This window comes from Nostoc sp. S13 (genome assembly GCF_029379315.1).
Taxonomy (GTDB): Bacteria; Cyanobacteriota; Cyanobacteriia; order Cyanobacteriales; family Nostocaceae; genus Nostoc.
Genome location: NZ_JAQYWQ010000034.1, coordinates 18,654 through 37,030 on the forward strand (window position 1 = coordinate 18,654; position 18,377 = coordinate 37,030).

An 18,377-nucleotide genomic window follows, 5' to 3' on the forward strand; every position below is an offset into this window, starting at 1 on the left:
TTACCGCCCCAAAGTCGATTTGCTACAAACTGGGAAAGAAATGAAGAAAGACGAAACTACATTTTCCAAAGGCGAAGAATCCATCCATTGTGCGAATAAATCAGAGAATTCAGTTGCTATCATCGGTATGGCGTGCCGATTTCCAGGAGCAAAAGACTATCACCAGTTTTGGGACAATCTTGAGAAAGGAATAAATAGCATAACGGAAATTCCCTCAAATAGATGGAATCTTGAAAACTTTTATTCTGCAAATCCTGAGTCACCTAATAAAAGTATCAGTAAATGGGGCGGGTTTATCGAAGATGCCGACAAATTTGACCCCATGTTTTTTGGCCTCTCACCCCGAGAAGCTATGCTGTTAGACCCTCAACAAAGGCTAATGCTGGAGCTTTCTTGGTCATGCTTAGAAGACTCTGGATATTCGCTAGCCGAACTATCAGGAAGTAAGGTGAGCGTTTTTGTGGGGGTTTCTACTTATGACTATAAAGAATTGCTAGAAAAGTACCAAGATAATATTGAGGGCCATGCCTCAACAGGTACTTATAATTCCATCATTCCGAATCGGATATCCTACTTTTTTAATTTTCACGGTTCCAGTGTTTCTATAGACACTGCTTGTTCAAGCTCACTTGTGGCAATCCATCAGGCAATCAATGCTCTCAAAGAAAATGAATGTGAGATGGCGCTAGTCGGCGGTGTCAATGTGTTGTGTAACCCCACAAATTACATCTCTTTCAGTAAGCTAGGCATGTTGTCACCGCAAGGACAGTGCAAAACCTTTGATGCTGAAGCGGATGGTTATGTACGAGGTGAAGGGGCAGGGGTAATCTTATTAAAGCCTCTTAAGAATGCAATTAAGGATAAAGATTATATTTATGGTGTGATTAGAGGAAGTGCCGTTAATCACGGTGGCGCTGCCCGGACTTTAACCTCTCCTAATGCCTATGCCCAATCGCAAGTAATTCGCTCTGCATATACAAAGGCAAATATTCCCCCCAATACAGTTTCTTACATCGAAGCTCATGGGACAGGTACGCCGTTAGGCGATCCGATTGAAATTAATGGGTTAAAACGAGCGTTTACACAACTGTATCAACAATATGGAATGGACGCAGCTAATGAACCCTATTGCGGATTAAGTACGGTTAAGACAAATATTGGGCATTTGGAATCAGCAGCAGGAATTGCTGGGATAATTAAAGTGTTATTGGCAATGAAGCACAAGAAATTGCCAAAAATCACTAATTATCAGCATTTGAATCCTCGAATAAAATTAGACGGTAGTCCTTTCTACATAGTAGAAAAAACAAAATATTGGGAGCAGTTAAGGACAAAAGAAGGAGATATTATCCCCAGGCGAGCTGGCGTGAGTTCGTTTGGTTTTGGTGGCGTTAATGCCCATGTAGTTCTGGAAGAAGCACCAGCGCTCTTAAGTAGGTCACCGGAAGTTGATCTGACTCTTCAGCTATTGACAATATCGGCAAAAAGTGAGAAGGCTCTCTTGGAACTGGCACAAAGTTATGAAGATTTCTTTGCAACTAATCCAGAGTCATGTTTAGCGGATGTTTGCTTTACGGCTAATGTGGGGCGATCGCATTTTGAATACCGACTAGCTCTAGTTGCTGAATCTACCGCACAGTTGCGCGAACAACTGAGCGCTTTCACCAGCGAGAGGGAGACTGCCGGACTGGTGAGCGGTCGTATTACAAGCATTACCCCCAAAGTAGCGTTTTTATTTACGGGTCAGGGGTCGCAGTATGTGGGTATGGCACAGCAACTCTACCAGACACAACCGACATTTCGTCAAGCCTTGGATCGCTGCGACGAAATTCTGCGCCCGTATTTAGAAACACCGCTTCTTTCTGTCTTGTATCCCGCAACGGGAGAAAATTCTCCCCTAGATTGCACTGCCTACACTCAACCCGCCTTATTTGCCCTAGAATATTCGCTCTTCGAGTTATGGAAGTCGTGGGGTATAACTCCTGACGCAGTCATGGGTCATAGTGTAGGAGAATACGTCGCTGCAACTGTTGCCGGAGTATTCAGCTTAGAAGATGGTTTAAAGCTGATAGCTCAACGAGGGCGTTTAATGCAGGCATTGCCCTCTGATGGAGAGATGGTAGCTGTTTTAGCTTCGGAAGGCAAGGTGCTGAGAGCGATCGCACCCTATGTACAAGAAGTTTCCATTGCCGCCATTAACGGACCAGAGAGTATTGTAATTTCCGGACGGCAAAGAGCAGTACGCAGCATTGTCGCCGATTTAGAAGCAAGCGGGGTGAAGACGACGCTGTTGCAGGTTTCCCATGCCTTCCACTCTCCTTTAATGGAACCAATGCTGAGTGATTTTCAGATATTTGCCGAAAATATCACATTCTCACCTCCACAAATCAGTTTAGTTTCCAACGTCACCGGACAACTGGCAGGTGATGAGATTACCACACCTGAGTATTGGTGCCGTCACATACGCTCTACTGTGAGATTTGCCGCTAGTATGTCCACCCTTCAGCGTCAGGATTATCAAGTATTTGTAGAAATCGGACCGAAACCGACCTTGTTGCGGATGGGTCGTTACTGCTTGCCAGAAGGAATAGGAGTTTTGCTTCCCAGTTTGCGTCAAGGATATTCGGATTGGCAACAAATTCTTGAGAGTTTGGCAGAATTATACGTCCAGGGAATAGCCGTAGACTGGTCTGGCTTTTGGCGGGATTATTCGCCGCGTCGCGTGACGTTGCCCAATTATCCCTGGGAGCGAGAACGCTATTGGTATGAGTTTTCCGACTCGCAACCAAAAAAGCGAGAACAACTTTCCCAACCAGCTGTACTAAAGCTTGAAGTTCATCCCCTTTTAGGAAGCTACCTAAAATCAGCACAACCAATGTGGGAGGCGTCCATTGACAAATCGCGCTTCCCTTATCTCGATGACCATCGCATCCAAGGAGTCGCAGTCTACCCAGAAGCAGCATACGTGGAAATGGCTTTGGCAGCAGCTGGGGAAACTTTAGGTGATGAACCTTATGTTTTGTCAGAAATTGAGTTTCAAAAAGCGCTGACTTTAGCCGCTCGCGAGACACTAACCTTACAGTTGATTCTCGATCCTAGTAAAACATCTTTCGACATTTATAGTAAAGGCTCTGACGACGAACAAACCTGGACAAAACACGCCACTGGAAAGCTGAAGATCACTCAAGACGGCTCCCGGACACATCCGGTTATGCTGGATGAGTACAAAAGCCGTTGTACAAAAGAAATTTCTCAGAGCAATTGCTATCAGCAATTCCAGGAAATGGGACTTGAATATGGTTCGTGTTTTCGCTTAATTGAGCAACTCAAGTGTGGTGAAGGAGAAGCGCTGGGTCAGATCGGGGTAGTTCCTGCGCTACAGACACAAGTCGAGGACTATCAGCTACATCCAGCTATCCTTGATGCTTGTTTTCAGGTTCTTTTAGGTGCTGTATGCTTTGATAGCAAAGCAGGCATTTACTTACCTGTTGGGATAAACCGACTGAGAGTCTACGGTCGTCCTGGACACCAATTTTGGAGCCACGCCCGTCTGGTAGAGCAAAGCGCAACCAGTATCAACGGAGATATTCAACTGCTTGATAAAGCGGGGAACCTGCTGGTAGAAATTCAGGGATTGCGTTGCCAGTTACTAGAGGGGACGCAACAACAAGCCACTCTAGAAAAAATGGACAATTATCTCTATGAATACCAATGGAAGTTGAAGGCACGCCCCGGTCAGGAGTTAATTTACTTGCCTGCCGATTATCTGCCCTCCCCAGAGCAAATTGCCGCAGTTGTCCAACCTGAAGCAGTCCGGTTGAGCAAACAGCACAGAATGAAGCATTACTACTCGGCGGTAGAGCCACAGTTGGATGCTTTGTGTACAGCTTACATTCTCCAAGCCCTTGAGCAACTTGGTTGGCAGCCGAAATTACATGCCTCGGCTTCAGCGAACTCTCTAGGAGAACAGTTGGGCGTGGCTGAGCAACACTGGCGTCTTCTAGGTCGGATGCTGTCCATACTACTTGAAGATGGTGTACTGAGCAAGGTAGACGACCAGTCATCATTTCAGATACCAGAATCAAAAGAAGTCCAGAAAATTTGGCTTGAGCTTGTAGCCCAGAACCCCTCTTACATCGCAGAACTGATGCTGCTGGGACGATGTGGGCAGCAGTTAGCAGGCGTCCTGCGTGGTGATGTTGATCCCCTGGGGCTAATTTTCCCTGAAGGGTCTTTGACAACATCTGAACATCTATACCAGGATTCTCCAACTTTTCGGATCTATAACCTGCTGGTGCGGCAGGCGATCACTGCATCAGTTGCGAATTTGCCTAAAGAACGAACAGTGCGGATTTTGGAGATTGGTGCAGGTACAGGTTCCCTAACTTCCTATGTACTTAGAGCACTTCCTGGCAATTGCTCAGAATACGTTTTTACTGACGTTTCCCAAGTATTCACTGCCTCTGCCGAGCAGAAGTTTCGTGATTATCCGTTCATCTCTTACCAACTTTTAGATATTGAAAAAGACCCCGTAGCGCAAGGATTTTCGGCGCATTCGTTTGATTTAATTTTGGCATCGGACGCACTGTACGCAACAACCGATCTGCGTAAAACACTCTCAAATGTCAAACAGCTTCTGACATCCGAGGGGTTGCTAGTTTTGCTAGAGTTGACTAAACCCTCACGTTGGAACGACTTGGTATTCGGATTGCTCAAGGGCTGGTGGCTATTTTCCGATCTAGAGTTACGACCATCACATCCGCTCCTGAGTTTTCAAAAATGGCGCGATTTGCTTATAGAAGTCGGATTTAAAAAAGTTGCTGGAATTCCAGATACAGAAGCGACTCAGGAATCTCTGCACACTGTTATCTTGGCAACTGGTCCTAATGTTCAGCAAGTAAAGACGTTTCATGAAAAGTCTCTACTTGCAGAGTTAAACGTTTCCCATCAATCTGAGAAACAAGGAAGCTGGTTAATTTTTGCTGACAGCTTTGGTGTTGCGGGGCAACTGGCAGAAGCTCTGAAACAATGCTCGCAAACTCCGATTCTCATTAAGCCAGGAACAGCTTTCTTTAAACTTGATGATCACCACTTCCAGATCCGGACGGAAGATTTGTCAGATATACAGCAAGTTTTTGAAGCAGTTAGCAGCGCTCAGTCTCCTTGTCGTGGTATAATCCACCTTTGGAGTCTAGACACACCTCCCCCAGAGCAGACCACGATTGCCTCCCTAGAATCAGCCCAGACACTAGGTAGTCTCAATGTCCTCTACTTGGTTCAGGCATTGGCGAAAGTTAATTGGAAAGATTCCCCGCGCCTATTTTTGGTAACCAGTGGAACCCAAGCAGTAGGAGAATCTGTTAAATCTCTTTCAATTGCCTCTTCACCATTGTGGGGTTTAAGTCGGGTCATCACTAACGAATATCCGGATCTGCGCTGTACAATAGTGGATCTGAGTTCTGCTATCTCCAAAGTCGAAATTCAATCTTTGTTTGACGAATTGTGGTCAAACGAGCGGGAAGATGAAATTTCTTTGCGGGGTGAAGCTCGTTACGTACATAGGTTGATGCGGATACGAGCAGCAGATTTAATCCAAAATCCGTCTGGGAAAGTTTGCTCTGTCGAGAAATTCTCCGACGGTCGCGGACTCGCTACCACTGCGCTATGGCAACTTTCCGCAAAATCCCAAATCCAAAATCAAGAACCCTTCCGGTTAGAAATTTCTACACCAGGAGTTTTAGACAACCTAACTTTGCGGGCAACTACACGCCAAGAACCTCACCCCGGAGAGGTGGAAATTCAGGTTTTTGCCACAGGTCTTAACTTCAAGGACGTTGCCAAGGCAACGTCCTTGCTGGCTGATGCTAATTTAGAGGGGAATTTTTCTGGACAAACTCTTGGTCTAGAGTGTGCAGGAATGATTACTGCTATTGGCTCTGAAGTTGAAGGATTTCAGATCGGCTCGGAAGTCATTGCTATTGCCCCTCAGAGCTTTGGCACATATACAACAACAGATGCCCGCTTTGTAGTCCATAAGCCCCAAAAGCTCAGTTTCGAGGAAGCAGCCACAATCCCTTGTGTTTTCCTGACTGCTTACTACGCCTTACACTACTTGGGGCGAATCAGTAAGGGAGAAAGGGTTCTCATTCATGCAGCCGCCGGAGGTGTAGGTCTAGCTGCCATCCAAATTGCCCAGAGAGTGGGTGCAGAAATCTTTGCTACTGCGGGGAACCCGGAAAAGCGGGAGTTTCTTAAGAACTTGGGCGTGAAGCACGTCATGGATTCGCGCTCATTAGGGTTTGCAGAGGAGGTAATGGAGCTTACAGGCGGTAAAGGCGTAGATATCGTCTTGAACTCAATGTCCGGAGAAGCCATCCCAAAAAGCCTCTCAGTTCTGGGAGCTTACGGGCGTTTTATAGAGATTGGCAAGGGGGATATTAACCAGAACAGCAAGCTAGGTCTACGACCTTTTCAAAATAATTCGTCGTTCTTTGCTGTAGACATTGATCGAATGTTGCTTGAACGCCCCGATCTTTGCGCTTCTTTACTGGGCGAATTGATGCAATACTTTAACGAGCGAACCTTCCACCCGCTTCCTCATCGAGTATTTCCCATCTCGCGGGCGGTGAGTGCCTTCCGCTACATGGTACAGGCGAAGCACATCGGCAAAATTGTGGTGTCTTTGCAAGACCAAGAGGTGGTAGCTCCCGTATCAGAGAATAAATTAACATTCCCTGCTAATGGAACTTACCTGATTACTGGCGGACTAGGTGGGTTTGGCTTAGCGGTGGCTCAGTGGTTGGTGGAACATGGTGCGCGACACATAGTGTTGATGGGACGGAGTGGTGTGTCCTCCCCAACAGCAAATTTAGCCATAGAAGCTATGAAAGATGTGGGTGCTGAGGTGATTGTTGCCAAGGCGGACGTAACTCAAGAACAGCAAGTGAAGAGCGTTTTAGCTGATATTCCTCAACAAGCGCCGTTACGAGGCATTATCCACGGCGCTATGGTGCCCGACGATGCTCTTCTGCTTCAACTGAACTCCGAGCGCATGAAGAAAGTAATGGCACCTAAGATCATGGGAGCTTGGAACCTACATACTGAGACATTAAATACACCGTTGGATTTCTTCGTAATGTTCTCCTCTTTTGCTTCAGTTCTCGGAAATTCTGGATCGGGAAATTACGTAGCTGCTAATGCTTTTCTTGATGCGTTGGCTCATCACCGCCGTGCAATAGGTTTGCCCACTCTTACTATCAATTGGGGATCGGTGGGCAATGTTGGTTACGCTGCTCAAAACGCTAAGTTAAGCGAACAATTAAAGCGATTGGGAGTTACACCTCTACCCCTACAGCTAGTGCTGAAGAAACTGGGAGAATTACTGCGTCAACAAGAGGCGGTTCAGATGACGGTATTGGATATAGATTGGCATCGGTGGAGTGGGGTTCACGCGACTGGTGCTGGTACATCGCCACGGTTTTCTCACCTAGTAGGCTCGAAAGCAGTTTCAGTAAACACAGATGTTGATATTATTAGTGAAAAAGATTCAAGCCACAACGCTTTTTTGTCGGCAACACCAGTAGAGCAAGGGCGATTGTTGGAACCGCAGATTAAGGAACAAGTAGCAAGGATAATGGGAATTTCTATCGCCAAGCTGGATATCACGCGGTCACTAATTCAACTGGGAATTGATTCTTTAATGGCGCTTGAGTTGAGTAATCGACTTAAGAGCGAGATGGGGGTGAATGTGCCGACAATGAAAATCATGCAGGGTTTGAGCATTTCCCAATTAGCAGAGCTATCGCTTGAGCAATTAGTATTGGCGAGTATGAACCTATCAGTTTCATCAGTTGCTGAGTTAAGTGAAGATACCGAAGATTTTACCCTATGAAGCTGAATCAATTTCTAAGTGAACTCTCTAAGCAGGGTGTGAAGTTGTGGGTTGATGGTGACGAGTTGCGTATTCGTGCTCCAAAGGGAGTGCTGACACAAACACAACGTGAATTACTGGCATTGCATAAGACAGAACTTGTCATGTTGTTGCGTAGCAACATGAGCGTAAGTGATATTGACCTACCCCTTGTGAGAGTTTCACGAGAGTTGGACTTGCCTGTGTCTTTTGCTCAGCAGAGGATGTTGTTTTTTTATCAATTAGATAGAAATAACCCCTTTTATAATGAAAGTTTCCAATTTCGGATTAATGGTGCGCTCTCTATAGCAGCCTTAGAGCAGAGTATAAACGAAATTATCCACCGCCACGAAGCTTTGCGGACTATCTTTCCTACGGTAGATGGATTCGCGGTGCAGCAGATTATCCCCACTTTGACCATAAACATACCAGTGGTGGACTTACAAGGTTTAAAAGAAGCTGAAATTCAACAGATAGTTACTGAAGAAGCTCGCCAACCTTTTGACTTAGGCAAAGATCCCTTGTTGCGAGTCACCCTACTGCGCCTGGGACTAGAGACCCACCTGCTGATCCTGACGATACACCATATTATTATAGATGGCTGGTCAATGGGAATATTCATTAAAGAGTTGTCTGCTCTTTATCAAGCCTTTACGACTGGTTCACCAAATCCATTACCAGAATTAACGATACAATACGCTGATTTTGCTCTTTGGCAGCGAAAGTGGTTGACCGAGGAATTGCAACAGCGACAACTTAATTACTGGAAGCAACAGTTAGCGGATGCACCGCCATTATTAGAATTATCAACAGATTATCCGCGCCCTTCGGTTCAGACTTTCTCTGGTGCTATCAAAGAATTTCAACTCAACTCGAATTTGACCGCGCAACTCAAAACCTTGAGCCAACAGTCAGGAACTACTCTGTTTATGACCTTACTGGCGGCTTTTGCAATATTACTCCATCGTTACAGTTCTCAGGATGATATTTGTATTGGCTCCCCCTTTTCTAACCGCAACCGCACAGAAATTGAATCATTAATTGGCTTTTTTGTCAACAATCTAGTATTGCGGACTCAAATTAAAGAGAATCCCAGTTTCTCCAAGTTCCTCACCCAAGTGCAATCTGTTGTTCTGGATGCACATACACACCAGGAAGTACCATTTGAGCAAGTAGTAGAAGCATTGCAGCCGGAACGTTCCCTTGGCTACAATCCCCTGTTTCAAGTGATGTTTGTCTTGGAGAACTTCTCGCTCGATACTTTAGAGTTACCCGGTATTACCCTAACTCCAGAACTGGTGGAGCGGGGTACGGCTCAGTTTGATTTGAGCCTGTCGATTTGGGCCACACAAAAGGGATTAATGGGGTCGTGGGAATATAACAGCGACCTGTTTAAAGCGGATACAATTGCCCGAATGACTCTTCATTTCCAGACTTTGTTAGAAGCCATTGTCGCAGCGCCCGACCAAAGAGTAGGGGAATTACCTCTACTAACTGAAAAAGAACAACACCAGTTGTTAGTGGAGTGGAACAACACCCAAACTGATTATCCCAACAACAAATGTATTCATCAGTTATTTGAACAGCAGGTGCAACGAACTCCCAATGCAGTTGCAGTGGAGGAAGGCACTCAAAAACTGACTTACGAGCAATTGAATACCCATGCAAACAAAATAGCTCACTACTTGCAAACCCTTGGTGTGGAACCAGAGGTGTTGGTGGGGATATGTGTAGAGCGATCGCTCTTAATGGTAGTAGGATTGTTGGGAATTCTCAAAGCGGGTGGTGCTTATGTGCCCCTAGACCCAGCCTACCCTAGTGAGCGCTTGGCTTATATGTTGAGTGATTCTGGGGTTAAGGTGCTGCTAACCCAGCAAAAATTAGCAGACATATTGCCGCAAAGCCAAGCCAAACTAATCTGCTTAGATAGCGACTGGCAAGCGTTAGACACGATACGCCTGGAAAATCCCGTCACGGGGGTTAAACCGAATAACTTGGCTTACGTCATTTATACTTCTGGGTCTACTGGACAGCCGAAAGGAGTGATGATCTGCCATCAATCTGTGGTGAATTATGTAGCGGCAAAGAAGGTCGCGTATGGTATGAACAGTAGCGATAGCGAAGCGCTGCTGCCAAACGCAGATCGCATTCTACAATTTTCATCTATCAGTTTTGATGGGGCGGTAGAGCAAATTTTTATCTGCCTGAGTTGGGGTGCGCCCTTGGTGCTGCGTAGTGATGAAATGTTAAGTTATTTTCGCATATTTCTGCAAAAATGTCAGGAATGGCAGGTAACGGTGTTAATATTGCCGACAGCCTACTGGCATCAGCTCGTGTCTGAAATAGCAGCCACTCAAGAGAGCCTACCAGCATCAGTACGACTGGTGAGTGTTGGAGGACAAGCAGTCTTACCAGAAAAATTAAAACTGTGGCTTGAATACGTGCAGCAAAAGCAGCAAGGCCATCAGTTGGAAAAACCGCCGTTGTTGATGAACGGATACGGTCCTACGGAAGCAACAGTAGAAGCAACAATTTGCAACTTGTCAGAGTTAGTGCTAGAGGAAACACAGTTACAAGTACCGATTGGATGCCCTCTAGCTAATGTTCAAACATACATCTTGGATCAATATCTCCAAAGCGTTCCAATCGGTGTACCGGGCGAATTGCATATCGGCGGGGTAGGTTTAGCCAGAGGTTATCTCAATCGCCCAGATTTAACAGCAGAGAAATTTATCCCTAACCCCTTTCAAAAATCGGAACCCCTCTACAAAACTGGAGATAAGGCTCGTTATTTACCTGATGGTAATATCGAGTTTCTGGGGCGGATAGATAACCAGGTGAAGATTCGCGGCTTTCGCATCGAGTTAGGGGAAATCGAAACCGTAATCACCGCACACCCTCAAGTAGAAGATGCAGTAGTTATCGACTCTCAAGATAATCTGGACAACAAGCGCCTAGTCGCATATGTCGTGACTCGTGAACATTCCTCAATCTTAAATCAATTGCGCGACTTCCTGAAACAGAAGCTACCAAACTACATGATGCCAAGTGCTTTTGTGTTTTTAGATGCCCTGCCGCTTACCACTAATTGTAAAGTAGACCGTCGCGCCCTGAGGGCGCTAGATGTAGAATCGAGTGACTCAACTGGCTTTGTCCCCCCCCGCGACGCAGTTGAACAGCAACTACAGAAAATTTGGGCAGAGGTTTTGCAGCTTTCCACTGTTGGAATTGGGGATAAATTCTTTGAATTAGGAGGTCATTCTCTTTTAGCTATGCGTCTAATGGCAATGATAGAGCAGCATTTTGGAAAAAATCTGCCCCTAGCGACGCTCTTCAAGTGCCCGACTATCGAACAGTTAGCTAGCTGTCTTCGCTCCGAAACAAATTCTTTAACCTGGTCTCCTTTAGTAGCGATTCAGTCCAATGGTGACAAGCGACCTTTTTTCTGCGTGCCTGGAGTTGGTGGAAATATTATATACTTATATGATCTGGCACGTCATCTTGGCTCTGACCAACCGTTCTACGGTCTACAAGCACTCGGTCTTGATGGGGAATCGCACCCCCATACCCGTGTTGAGGATATAGCTACTTACTATATTCAAGCGATACAAACTGTGCAACCAGAAGGTCCCTACTTGCTAGGAGGGCATTCCTTTGGCGGTCAAGTTGCCTTTGAGATGGCAACTCAGTTGCAACTCCTGGGGCATTCCGTTGCTCTACTTGCGATGATCGACGCTGTTTCACCAATTCTAAGTAAGAAGTTGATCCGTGTTGATGAAGATGATGCAGCCTTGATAGCTGATTTTGCCAGCTTCATTGAATATACCTTCTCCCTCAACTTAGAGGTATTTAAAGAAGCTCTCCCTAATCTAACTGCTGAGGAACAATTGCACTATCTCAAAGAACGGTTAATCCGGGTCAATTTGTTACCTCTTGATGCGGGAATAATGTCAGTTCGGGGATTGGTAGAAGTTTACAAGGCTAACAATCAAGCTTCTAGTCTTTATATGCCGCCGCAGGTGCAACTTTCTCGAATTGCGCTTTTCCGTGCTCAGGAGGTTGATGTACTTGAGGATGTTAATCGATCACTGACACAGATATTAAAAGAACCTGCCTTGGGTTGGAAGGAGTTTTCTACCAATGTAGAAGTTCATGTTGTGACCGGAAACCATATGACCATGATGCAACAGCCGCACGTACAGGTGTTAGCCACACAACTGCGTGCCTATTTAGAGTAAGTACACGTGCAGGAAAAGCAGGGCTTTTAGCAATCTGCCTATGACCGAGGCGGTGACCCTCTTGCACGAGCCAGGGACAGCAATTCTAAATTCAAAATTTGACAGCGTGCAGAAATAAATTGACACCTGTTAAATTGCTCATTCGTTTCTGTCCATTTGTTGTGTAATAGCTGGCAGCACTTAATTGCGTTTATGATCTCGGAATCAGCGCCTTGGAAACCCCACAATACCTACTGATTTTTTGAATTTAAAATTGCTGTCTCCCTTCTTTATTCCTTGCCTTTCATATCTGAATATTTATCCTCATTTCGACAGAACAAATCACCCTTACGCCTTGCAATTATAAATTTTTGGGTAAATAGAATTTATCGTTCACAACAAAACCGTCTATACCTCGTAGTTGGCAATAACGAATTAGATCACTCATTTCGTTAATAAATCCAGCCCCTGGAAAATTCAAAGAAGTATTACATAAAACTCCAAATCCAGTTAATACCTTAAATTCCATCAGTAGCTTATGCAATTTTTCATTTTGAGAAGAATTTACCGTTTGAACTCTTGCAGTATTATCAACATGTGTAATAGCTTTTAGCTTACCTGTTTTAAGTTTTTGAAAATAGAGCATATATGGACTAGGATCTGACCAGTCAAAATATTTTGATACATCCTCTTCTAAACAAACTGGAGCGATAGGTCGGTAACTTTCCCTTTGCTTGATTTGATTTAGTCTATCACGCATCTGCTCATTAAAAGGAGCAGCTAGAAGTGACCTATTGCCAAGGGCGCGTGGTCCAATCTCATACTTACCCTGAATCCAAGCAATAACGCGATCACTTTTAATAAAGTCTGCTACTTGATGATAATTTAAATCATAAATCTCAAATTTATCTCTACAATCCACATCTTCTATAAACTCTTCACCAGCATATACATTCCAGTTAATCTTAGCATTCCCAGAATAGTAAAATTGGGCATCTACTGCTGTTCCTATTGCAGAACCACTATCATTTGAACAAGGGGGAACAAATACATCTGAGAATAAACCACAGTTTTTCCATTTTGTATTCCAATCACAATTAAGTCCACAACCACCACTTATCAATAATGGCAATTTCTCAGTAAGATTATTCTTTGCGTATTCATAAAATATATTAAATATGTAATCAGAAAATTTCCCAGACATATTTTTGAAAATATGGCTTTCTACACCGCTATTTAAAAAAGGTGACCATTCAAAATCTTTTCTAGTTAACCGCCATACCTCACCTTGATAATCAGCAATAAATTTGATGATTTTCATTTCTTCATCATTAGGAAAAGAATGATCTGAAAAACTTGTTAAAGCCATCAGTTTTCCTGCTGTAGACAATCTTAAACCTTCCCCTGAAAAATTATTCGCCACCCAGTAAGCACAACTATATCTCACTCCTGGCTGTGTTAAAACTTTTCCTATATGGGTAATATTCAAGTCTTTGTCTATTTTATAAAAATCTCCCAATCGACCTTCCCAGATAAGTACATAGCATGGTTGTCCTTGCTCAAAATGAGACATACCGTAAGAACACATTACATGAGAACGTTCATGTGAAGAAGAGAATCGGGCAATATTTTCTCCAAAAAAAGTAGATTTATTCGATATAATATTTTTGGGATCAATGCCATAATATTCGGCATCTCTATCAGATATCATTACCTCAGCATATGGACCTTTAATCCATCCACCTATCGCTAGTACATCAGGTATATTTTCGAGATAAGACATAGCATCTAAAACAAGATTTGGAGTTAAGGTATGATTTCTATCAAAAGAGTTTTTTTCTCCTTCCAAACAAAAAACTAGATGCCCATTATTCAAGAAAGCTATGCTACCATCGTGACCAGGTTTTAGAGATATTATTTTCATTTTTTTAAAAGTATAAAATAACTTAATTAGATTCAGAAAAGTAATTTTATCTGTGCTTTTAATCCAATATGTCCTTCTAAGCTAACTATTAATTGTCAAAATTTAATTTAACCGTTCACGTAACCGTTCAAGGGGATAAGAGTGAGATCATAAACAATAGGAACCAAAATTTGGTAATGTGAAAGTCATGGAACAAAAGCGCGAGCGCCAATCTACAGCAAATAAGCTGAAAAACATCTAATTTGCATAACCGAATTAAATATAACTCTTGTGGGGTGGGCATCTTGCCCGCCCTAATTATGCAAGTTGAATGTGGAACAACTTACCTCCATATTGATGGTTGCAACCCGTCATGTCGTCAAGCTTGGCTCTGCGGAGCGTACAACCACTAGTTACATTCTTTAAGATTGTCCTAAGTCGTGGGTAATAAAAATTTTCATCCCCTCGTTGTGGGAGATTGCCCATAAGTGACTGTTTTGCAAATAACAGGCTGCTGGTAAAAACACCTCACATATACTGCAAGGCGATCGCCCATCAGGGACTGTTTTGAAAATAGCAGGGGGGTAAGAAGTCAGGGAGATAAAGAAGTTTTTCATCAAGAGAGCGTACGCAGTTGCTAATGGCTAATTAATTGTTTGATTCAACATGGGGTGTTTTGTGTCTTCTTTGCACCCCCTGAAGTAAAAATATAATATCTTAATGTTATTAAGTCAAGAGCTACTTTTCGCTCGACTTTATCCATTTTAGGACTTACGCATTGACAAATAGTCTAAACTCCAGTTCCAACTCTCCAGTCCGAAATTAACGCTCTTGATTACACAGCGAAACACAGACCAAACCAACGTTAAGGAAAGTGGATTAAATAAAGTGCAAAATTGGTAACGAACCATAGTAGATTGAAGAAGCAGGTTCGGTGGACGGAAGAGAGCAATGGGAATCTACTCTCCAATGATAGAAAAGCAGATGCAATCTTACTATGAATCAGTTTCAGAGAAAGACCGTCGGCGATATGCAGCAATTGAAGCAAAAAAGCTTGGTCGTGGAGGTATCGAATATATAAAAAGATTATTAGGATGTAACTACAGAACAATACATAAAGGAATTACAGAGCTAGAACAACAGAGTGTGAGCGATTTAAGAATTCGTCGTCCTGGTGGAGGAAGGAAAAAAGCGCTCGAGACAATAGTAGGGGTAAAAGTAGCGAAGCTGTCACCAGCCGCCACGCGACGGCTGTAACCTTTACCCAAACTTGATTACATCAAAATTTTTTGACTTTTTACGCCACATCAAGTTCTAAACGCTCGTTCATATCCAACTTAAAAGTTCCATAAGGATTCACATGACCCCAAATCAACGGCGTTAGTCCTCGCAAATCTACGGGTGTCATTCGTTTCATCCATACAGGGTCAGCCAAAACCCTTTGAATCATCAAGGTATTAATATAGACTAAACACATCTGCAACAAATGCAGACACAGCACCGATAACTCCTGCTCATCTAAGCGGTTAGTCGCAATTTCACTGTTCTTGCCATAAAAAATAAAACTATTGGCACCATTCCACTGCTCCACCACATTTAGCCCTTCATTAATTTCGCGTCGCAGGGCCTCCGAATGCAGGTAACGACACAGAAAAATAGTTTTAACCGCCCGACCCAATTCATTTAATGCCCGTTGTGTCGGATGTTGCAGGGCTTTCGCACTAAATCGTTTTAAAATCGTATCTGCTTCCGCCGTACCTAATCGCAGCGCAGTAGCATATTTAATCATTTGGTCATACTGTTGACGAATCAGTTCCCAATCAATCGCCTTAGTAAGCACAGGTTGTAAATTCGGGTAATTTTGTTTTTGGTCAGGAAAAGGCAAGTAGAGTTTTTTCTCTCCAATCCGCTTGATCCTCGGCATCAAGTCGAAACCCAACAGGCGACAGAACGCATATGCCATCTCGTTTTGCCCGTGGGTATCGACATAGTTTTTCTTCACCTTCATATCCGTACAGTGACGCAGCAGTCCCTCAATCATCGCTGCCACCTCACTACTGGAGCAGGTTTTGAGTTGAGAATAAATGCACGCAGACTTTTTCTCGACGTGCCAGTAAATCATCACCCCACGACCACCGTAGCGAATGTGCCATTCGGTCATCAGGTTCTGATCCCAGGAACCAAACTTTTTCGAGTCAGAAGCACAGGAAGTAGTACCCTCTCCCCAAATCGCTGTTTTGCGTGCCGATAAAGTGGCGTTTACCACCTGGGCAATAGCGTTACGTAGATGTTCACGGTGGATGTAGTGCTTTTTGACGTAACGCAGGTCAGTTTCTTTATCGCCATCAATACCTGCACAGATACGCTTGAGTCCCGTATTCGACCCCAAACCATATAAACACAACAACAACCGTCGTTGCAGAATATCTCGCTCCAAGTTAGAACGGATACCAGTATTTTTGAAATGATTGGTGAAGCCAATTCGTAAATCGGCTTCTTTCAAGATATCCAGCAAACTTGTCATAAACCAGCATTGGTCTATTTCACGTTTTAAGTGCAAAATATTTATGGGTTCGGGTTGAGCTTCAAGTGGCGAAACCTTAATCCAACCGTTGTTTTTCTCTTGAATTTTGACTTTTGTATTTTTGGGCATTCCTTTGTCCAACATAGTCAGAGCATCAGTCATTTCCTGTTGGAGTGTAGTAATAAATTTTTCTGCTTCGAGTGGTTGCCCAATTGCTTGATAGTAAGTTTCTCGGTGTATGTCAAAGTCTTGAGGTAAATCCTCTTCTGGGTTGCAGTAGCGTTTTGCCCCGACGACCCAGATTTCTTTGGAGCGCAACCTGTCCCGCAATGTTTGCAATACACAAATTTCGTAATTTACTCGGTTAATCCGTTCTCGTCCATCACTCTCAATCTCAACAATCAAATTCTTCCAGTCATTTTTGAGGACACCATCAATGAATAACTCCTCTCCTAACGCATAGTAACGTTGATTGCTGTCTTGATATCGCTTGAGCAACTCCAATGCCTTGATTACTGGACGGTGAACATTGTTGTTTGAGCAGAAATCCAAGGTAGATAAAAGTTGAGGCACCATCCGACGATAATGATGCAGATAACTAGAGCGCATCACGGTATAAACTCGTTGTTCGTAGATATTCCCGTTGGATTTATACTCCTTGACTACTGCTTCTAAAGTTGTTGGGCTAACTACCGGATAAACAACATCTTTGACCAGCTCTTCTGGATGCGCCAAAGTTTCCCGCGCCATCTCATATAACAAGCGGGGTTTGTTATCTACTCGCTTAAACTCTTCAATCAGTTGCGTCTTCACCCGGCGCTCGGCACTAACATAGATGCGATGTATGATTTGTACCAGCAACTCTACCAGACTATCTGTAATTTCTTGGCTGCGGCAAGAGCAAAATGCTGCCACTAGGGTGTAGCGAATTGAAGCAGGGTGACGGCGCAGTTCGCGGGGTGTTTCTACAGAAGCTCGCCGACGGTAGTGGGCGATAATTTTAGGTGGGACATTGGCAAACAGTTTGGTAGGGATACCCAGGTCTCTAATACATAGGAGTTTTTCAATTTCCTTGAGAATACTTTTAAGACTAGTACGTCCGGGGTCTTGCTTGAGGAAATTAAACACTGACTGTTTAAATTGGTTTTGGTCATCATCAAGATCATCTCTTGTCTTGAGAAGGGTATCCATTTTTCTCAAGGTCTCAAAGGATAACTGTTTAAAGATACCAGTACAAAATTTCTTCTCAGTTGTCTTAACTGCTGACCGAATCAGCCGTTCAATCCTTTCTGGAGTTGGTGGTTCTAATTTTAACTCGCGCAAGCGTTGATAAAACCCAGCTTCGAGTGCATTGGGTTGACGTTCGTATACCAATACTTTTTCGCACAACCAATTCGTAAATTCCGAAGCATCTTCAACTGTAAATTCTCTCCATCCTAAAAAGGAGCGAATTTCCGCCCTATGACGTTCAAAGGTTCTGCCTGAAAACGAGTATTCTTTAAATAGTTTTGACGACACTCCCAGAAGTTGTGCAATGTAGGAGACAACTTGTTTTGGGACTTCTTGCTTGCTGCGTGGATATCTCGCTTCCATTTGGAAGAACTTGAGCAAAACCGCAAACCCTAAACTATTGTCCTCACTTTTATTCTCAAGTAGTACCATTTCTTCGGGCATCAATGTAAAATGCTCGACTAGCTCAGTCGCGTCCCACTGTCTTTTCAATTGCGTTGCTCCGCCCTATTATTGGATACAAAAGTTAATTAGGCAATTGTATCAGCTAAAGTATAGGTTATTTGGTACACTAAATTTGAACGGCATAGTGCG

5 protein-coding genes are annotated in these 18,377 nt (G+C 43.8%); 3 read left to right on the plus strand and 2 right to left on the minus strand.

All coding sequences use genetic code 11. The annotated features are described in order from the left end of the window. Window positions 1–40 precede the first annotated feature (40 nt). Window positions 41–7,891 (plus strand): type I polyketide synthase, encoded by a 7,851-nt coding sequence (locus PUQ00_RS13185; protein WP_300416934.1) that lies wholly within the window; start codon window positions 41–43, stop codon window positions 7,889–7,891. Next, window positions 7,888–12,147 carry an amino acid adenylation domain-containing protein gene (locus PUQ00_RS13190; RefSeq protein ID WP_300416936.1) on the plus strand — a complete coding sequence of 1,420 codons (4,260 nt, stop codon included), beginning with the start codon at window positions 7,888–7,890 and terminating at the stop codon, window positions 12,145–12,147. Before PUQ00_RS13185 ends, PUQ00_RS13190 begins: the two co-directional genes overlap by 4 nt. Before the next feature lie 340 nt (window positions 12,148–12,487). On the opposite strand, the gene PUQ00_RS13195 is transcribed toward PUQ00_RS13190, so the two are convergent. Then, complete coding sequence (locus PUQ00_RS13195) at window positions 12,488–14,050, minus strand: carbamoyltransferase C-terminal domain-containing protein (protein ID WP_300416939.1); 1,563 nt, start codon at window positions 14,048–14,050, stop codon at window positions 12,488–12,490. Window positions 14,051–14,980: 930 nt separating this feature from the next. Here PUQ00_RS13195 and PUQ00_RS13200 point away from each other — a divergent pair. Beyond that, window positions 14,981–15,286 carry a hypothetical protein gene (locus PUQ00_RS13200; RefSeq protein ID WP_300416942.1) on the plus strand — a complete coding sequence of 102 codons (306 nt, stop codon included), beginning with the start codon at window positions 14,981–14,983 and terminating at the stop codon, window positions 15,284–15,286. 40 nt (window positions 15,287–15,326) lie between these two features. On the opposite strand, the gene PUQ00_RS13205 is transcribed toward PUQ00_RS13200, so the two are convergent. Next, window positions 15,327–18,275: a Tn3 family transposase gene (locus tag PUQ00_RS13205; RefSeq protein WP_300416944.1), complete on the minus strand. Its 2,949-nt coding sequence runs from the start codon at window positions 18,273–18,275 to the stop codon at window positions 15,327–15,329. Between the last annotated feature and the right edge of the window lie 102 nt (window positions 18,276–18,377).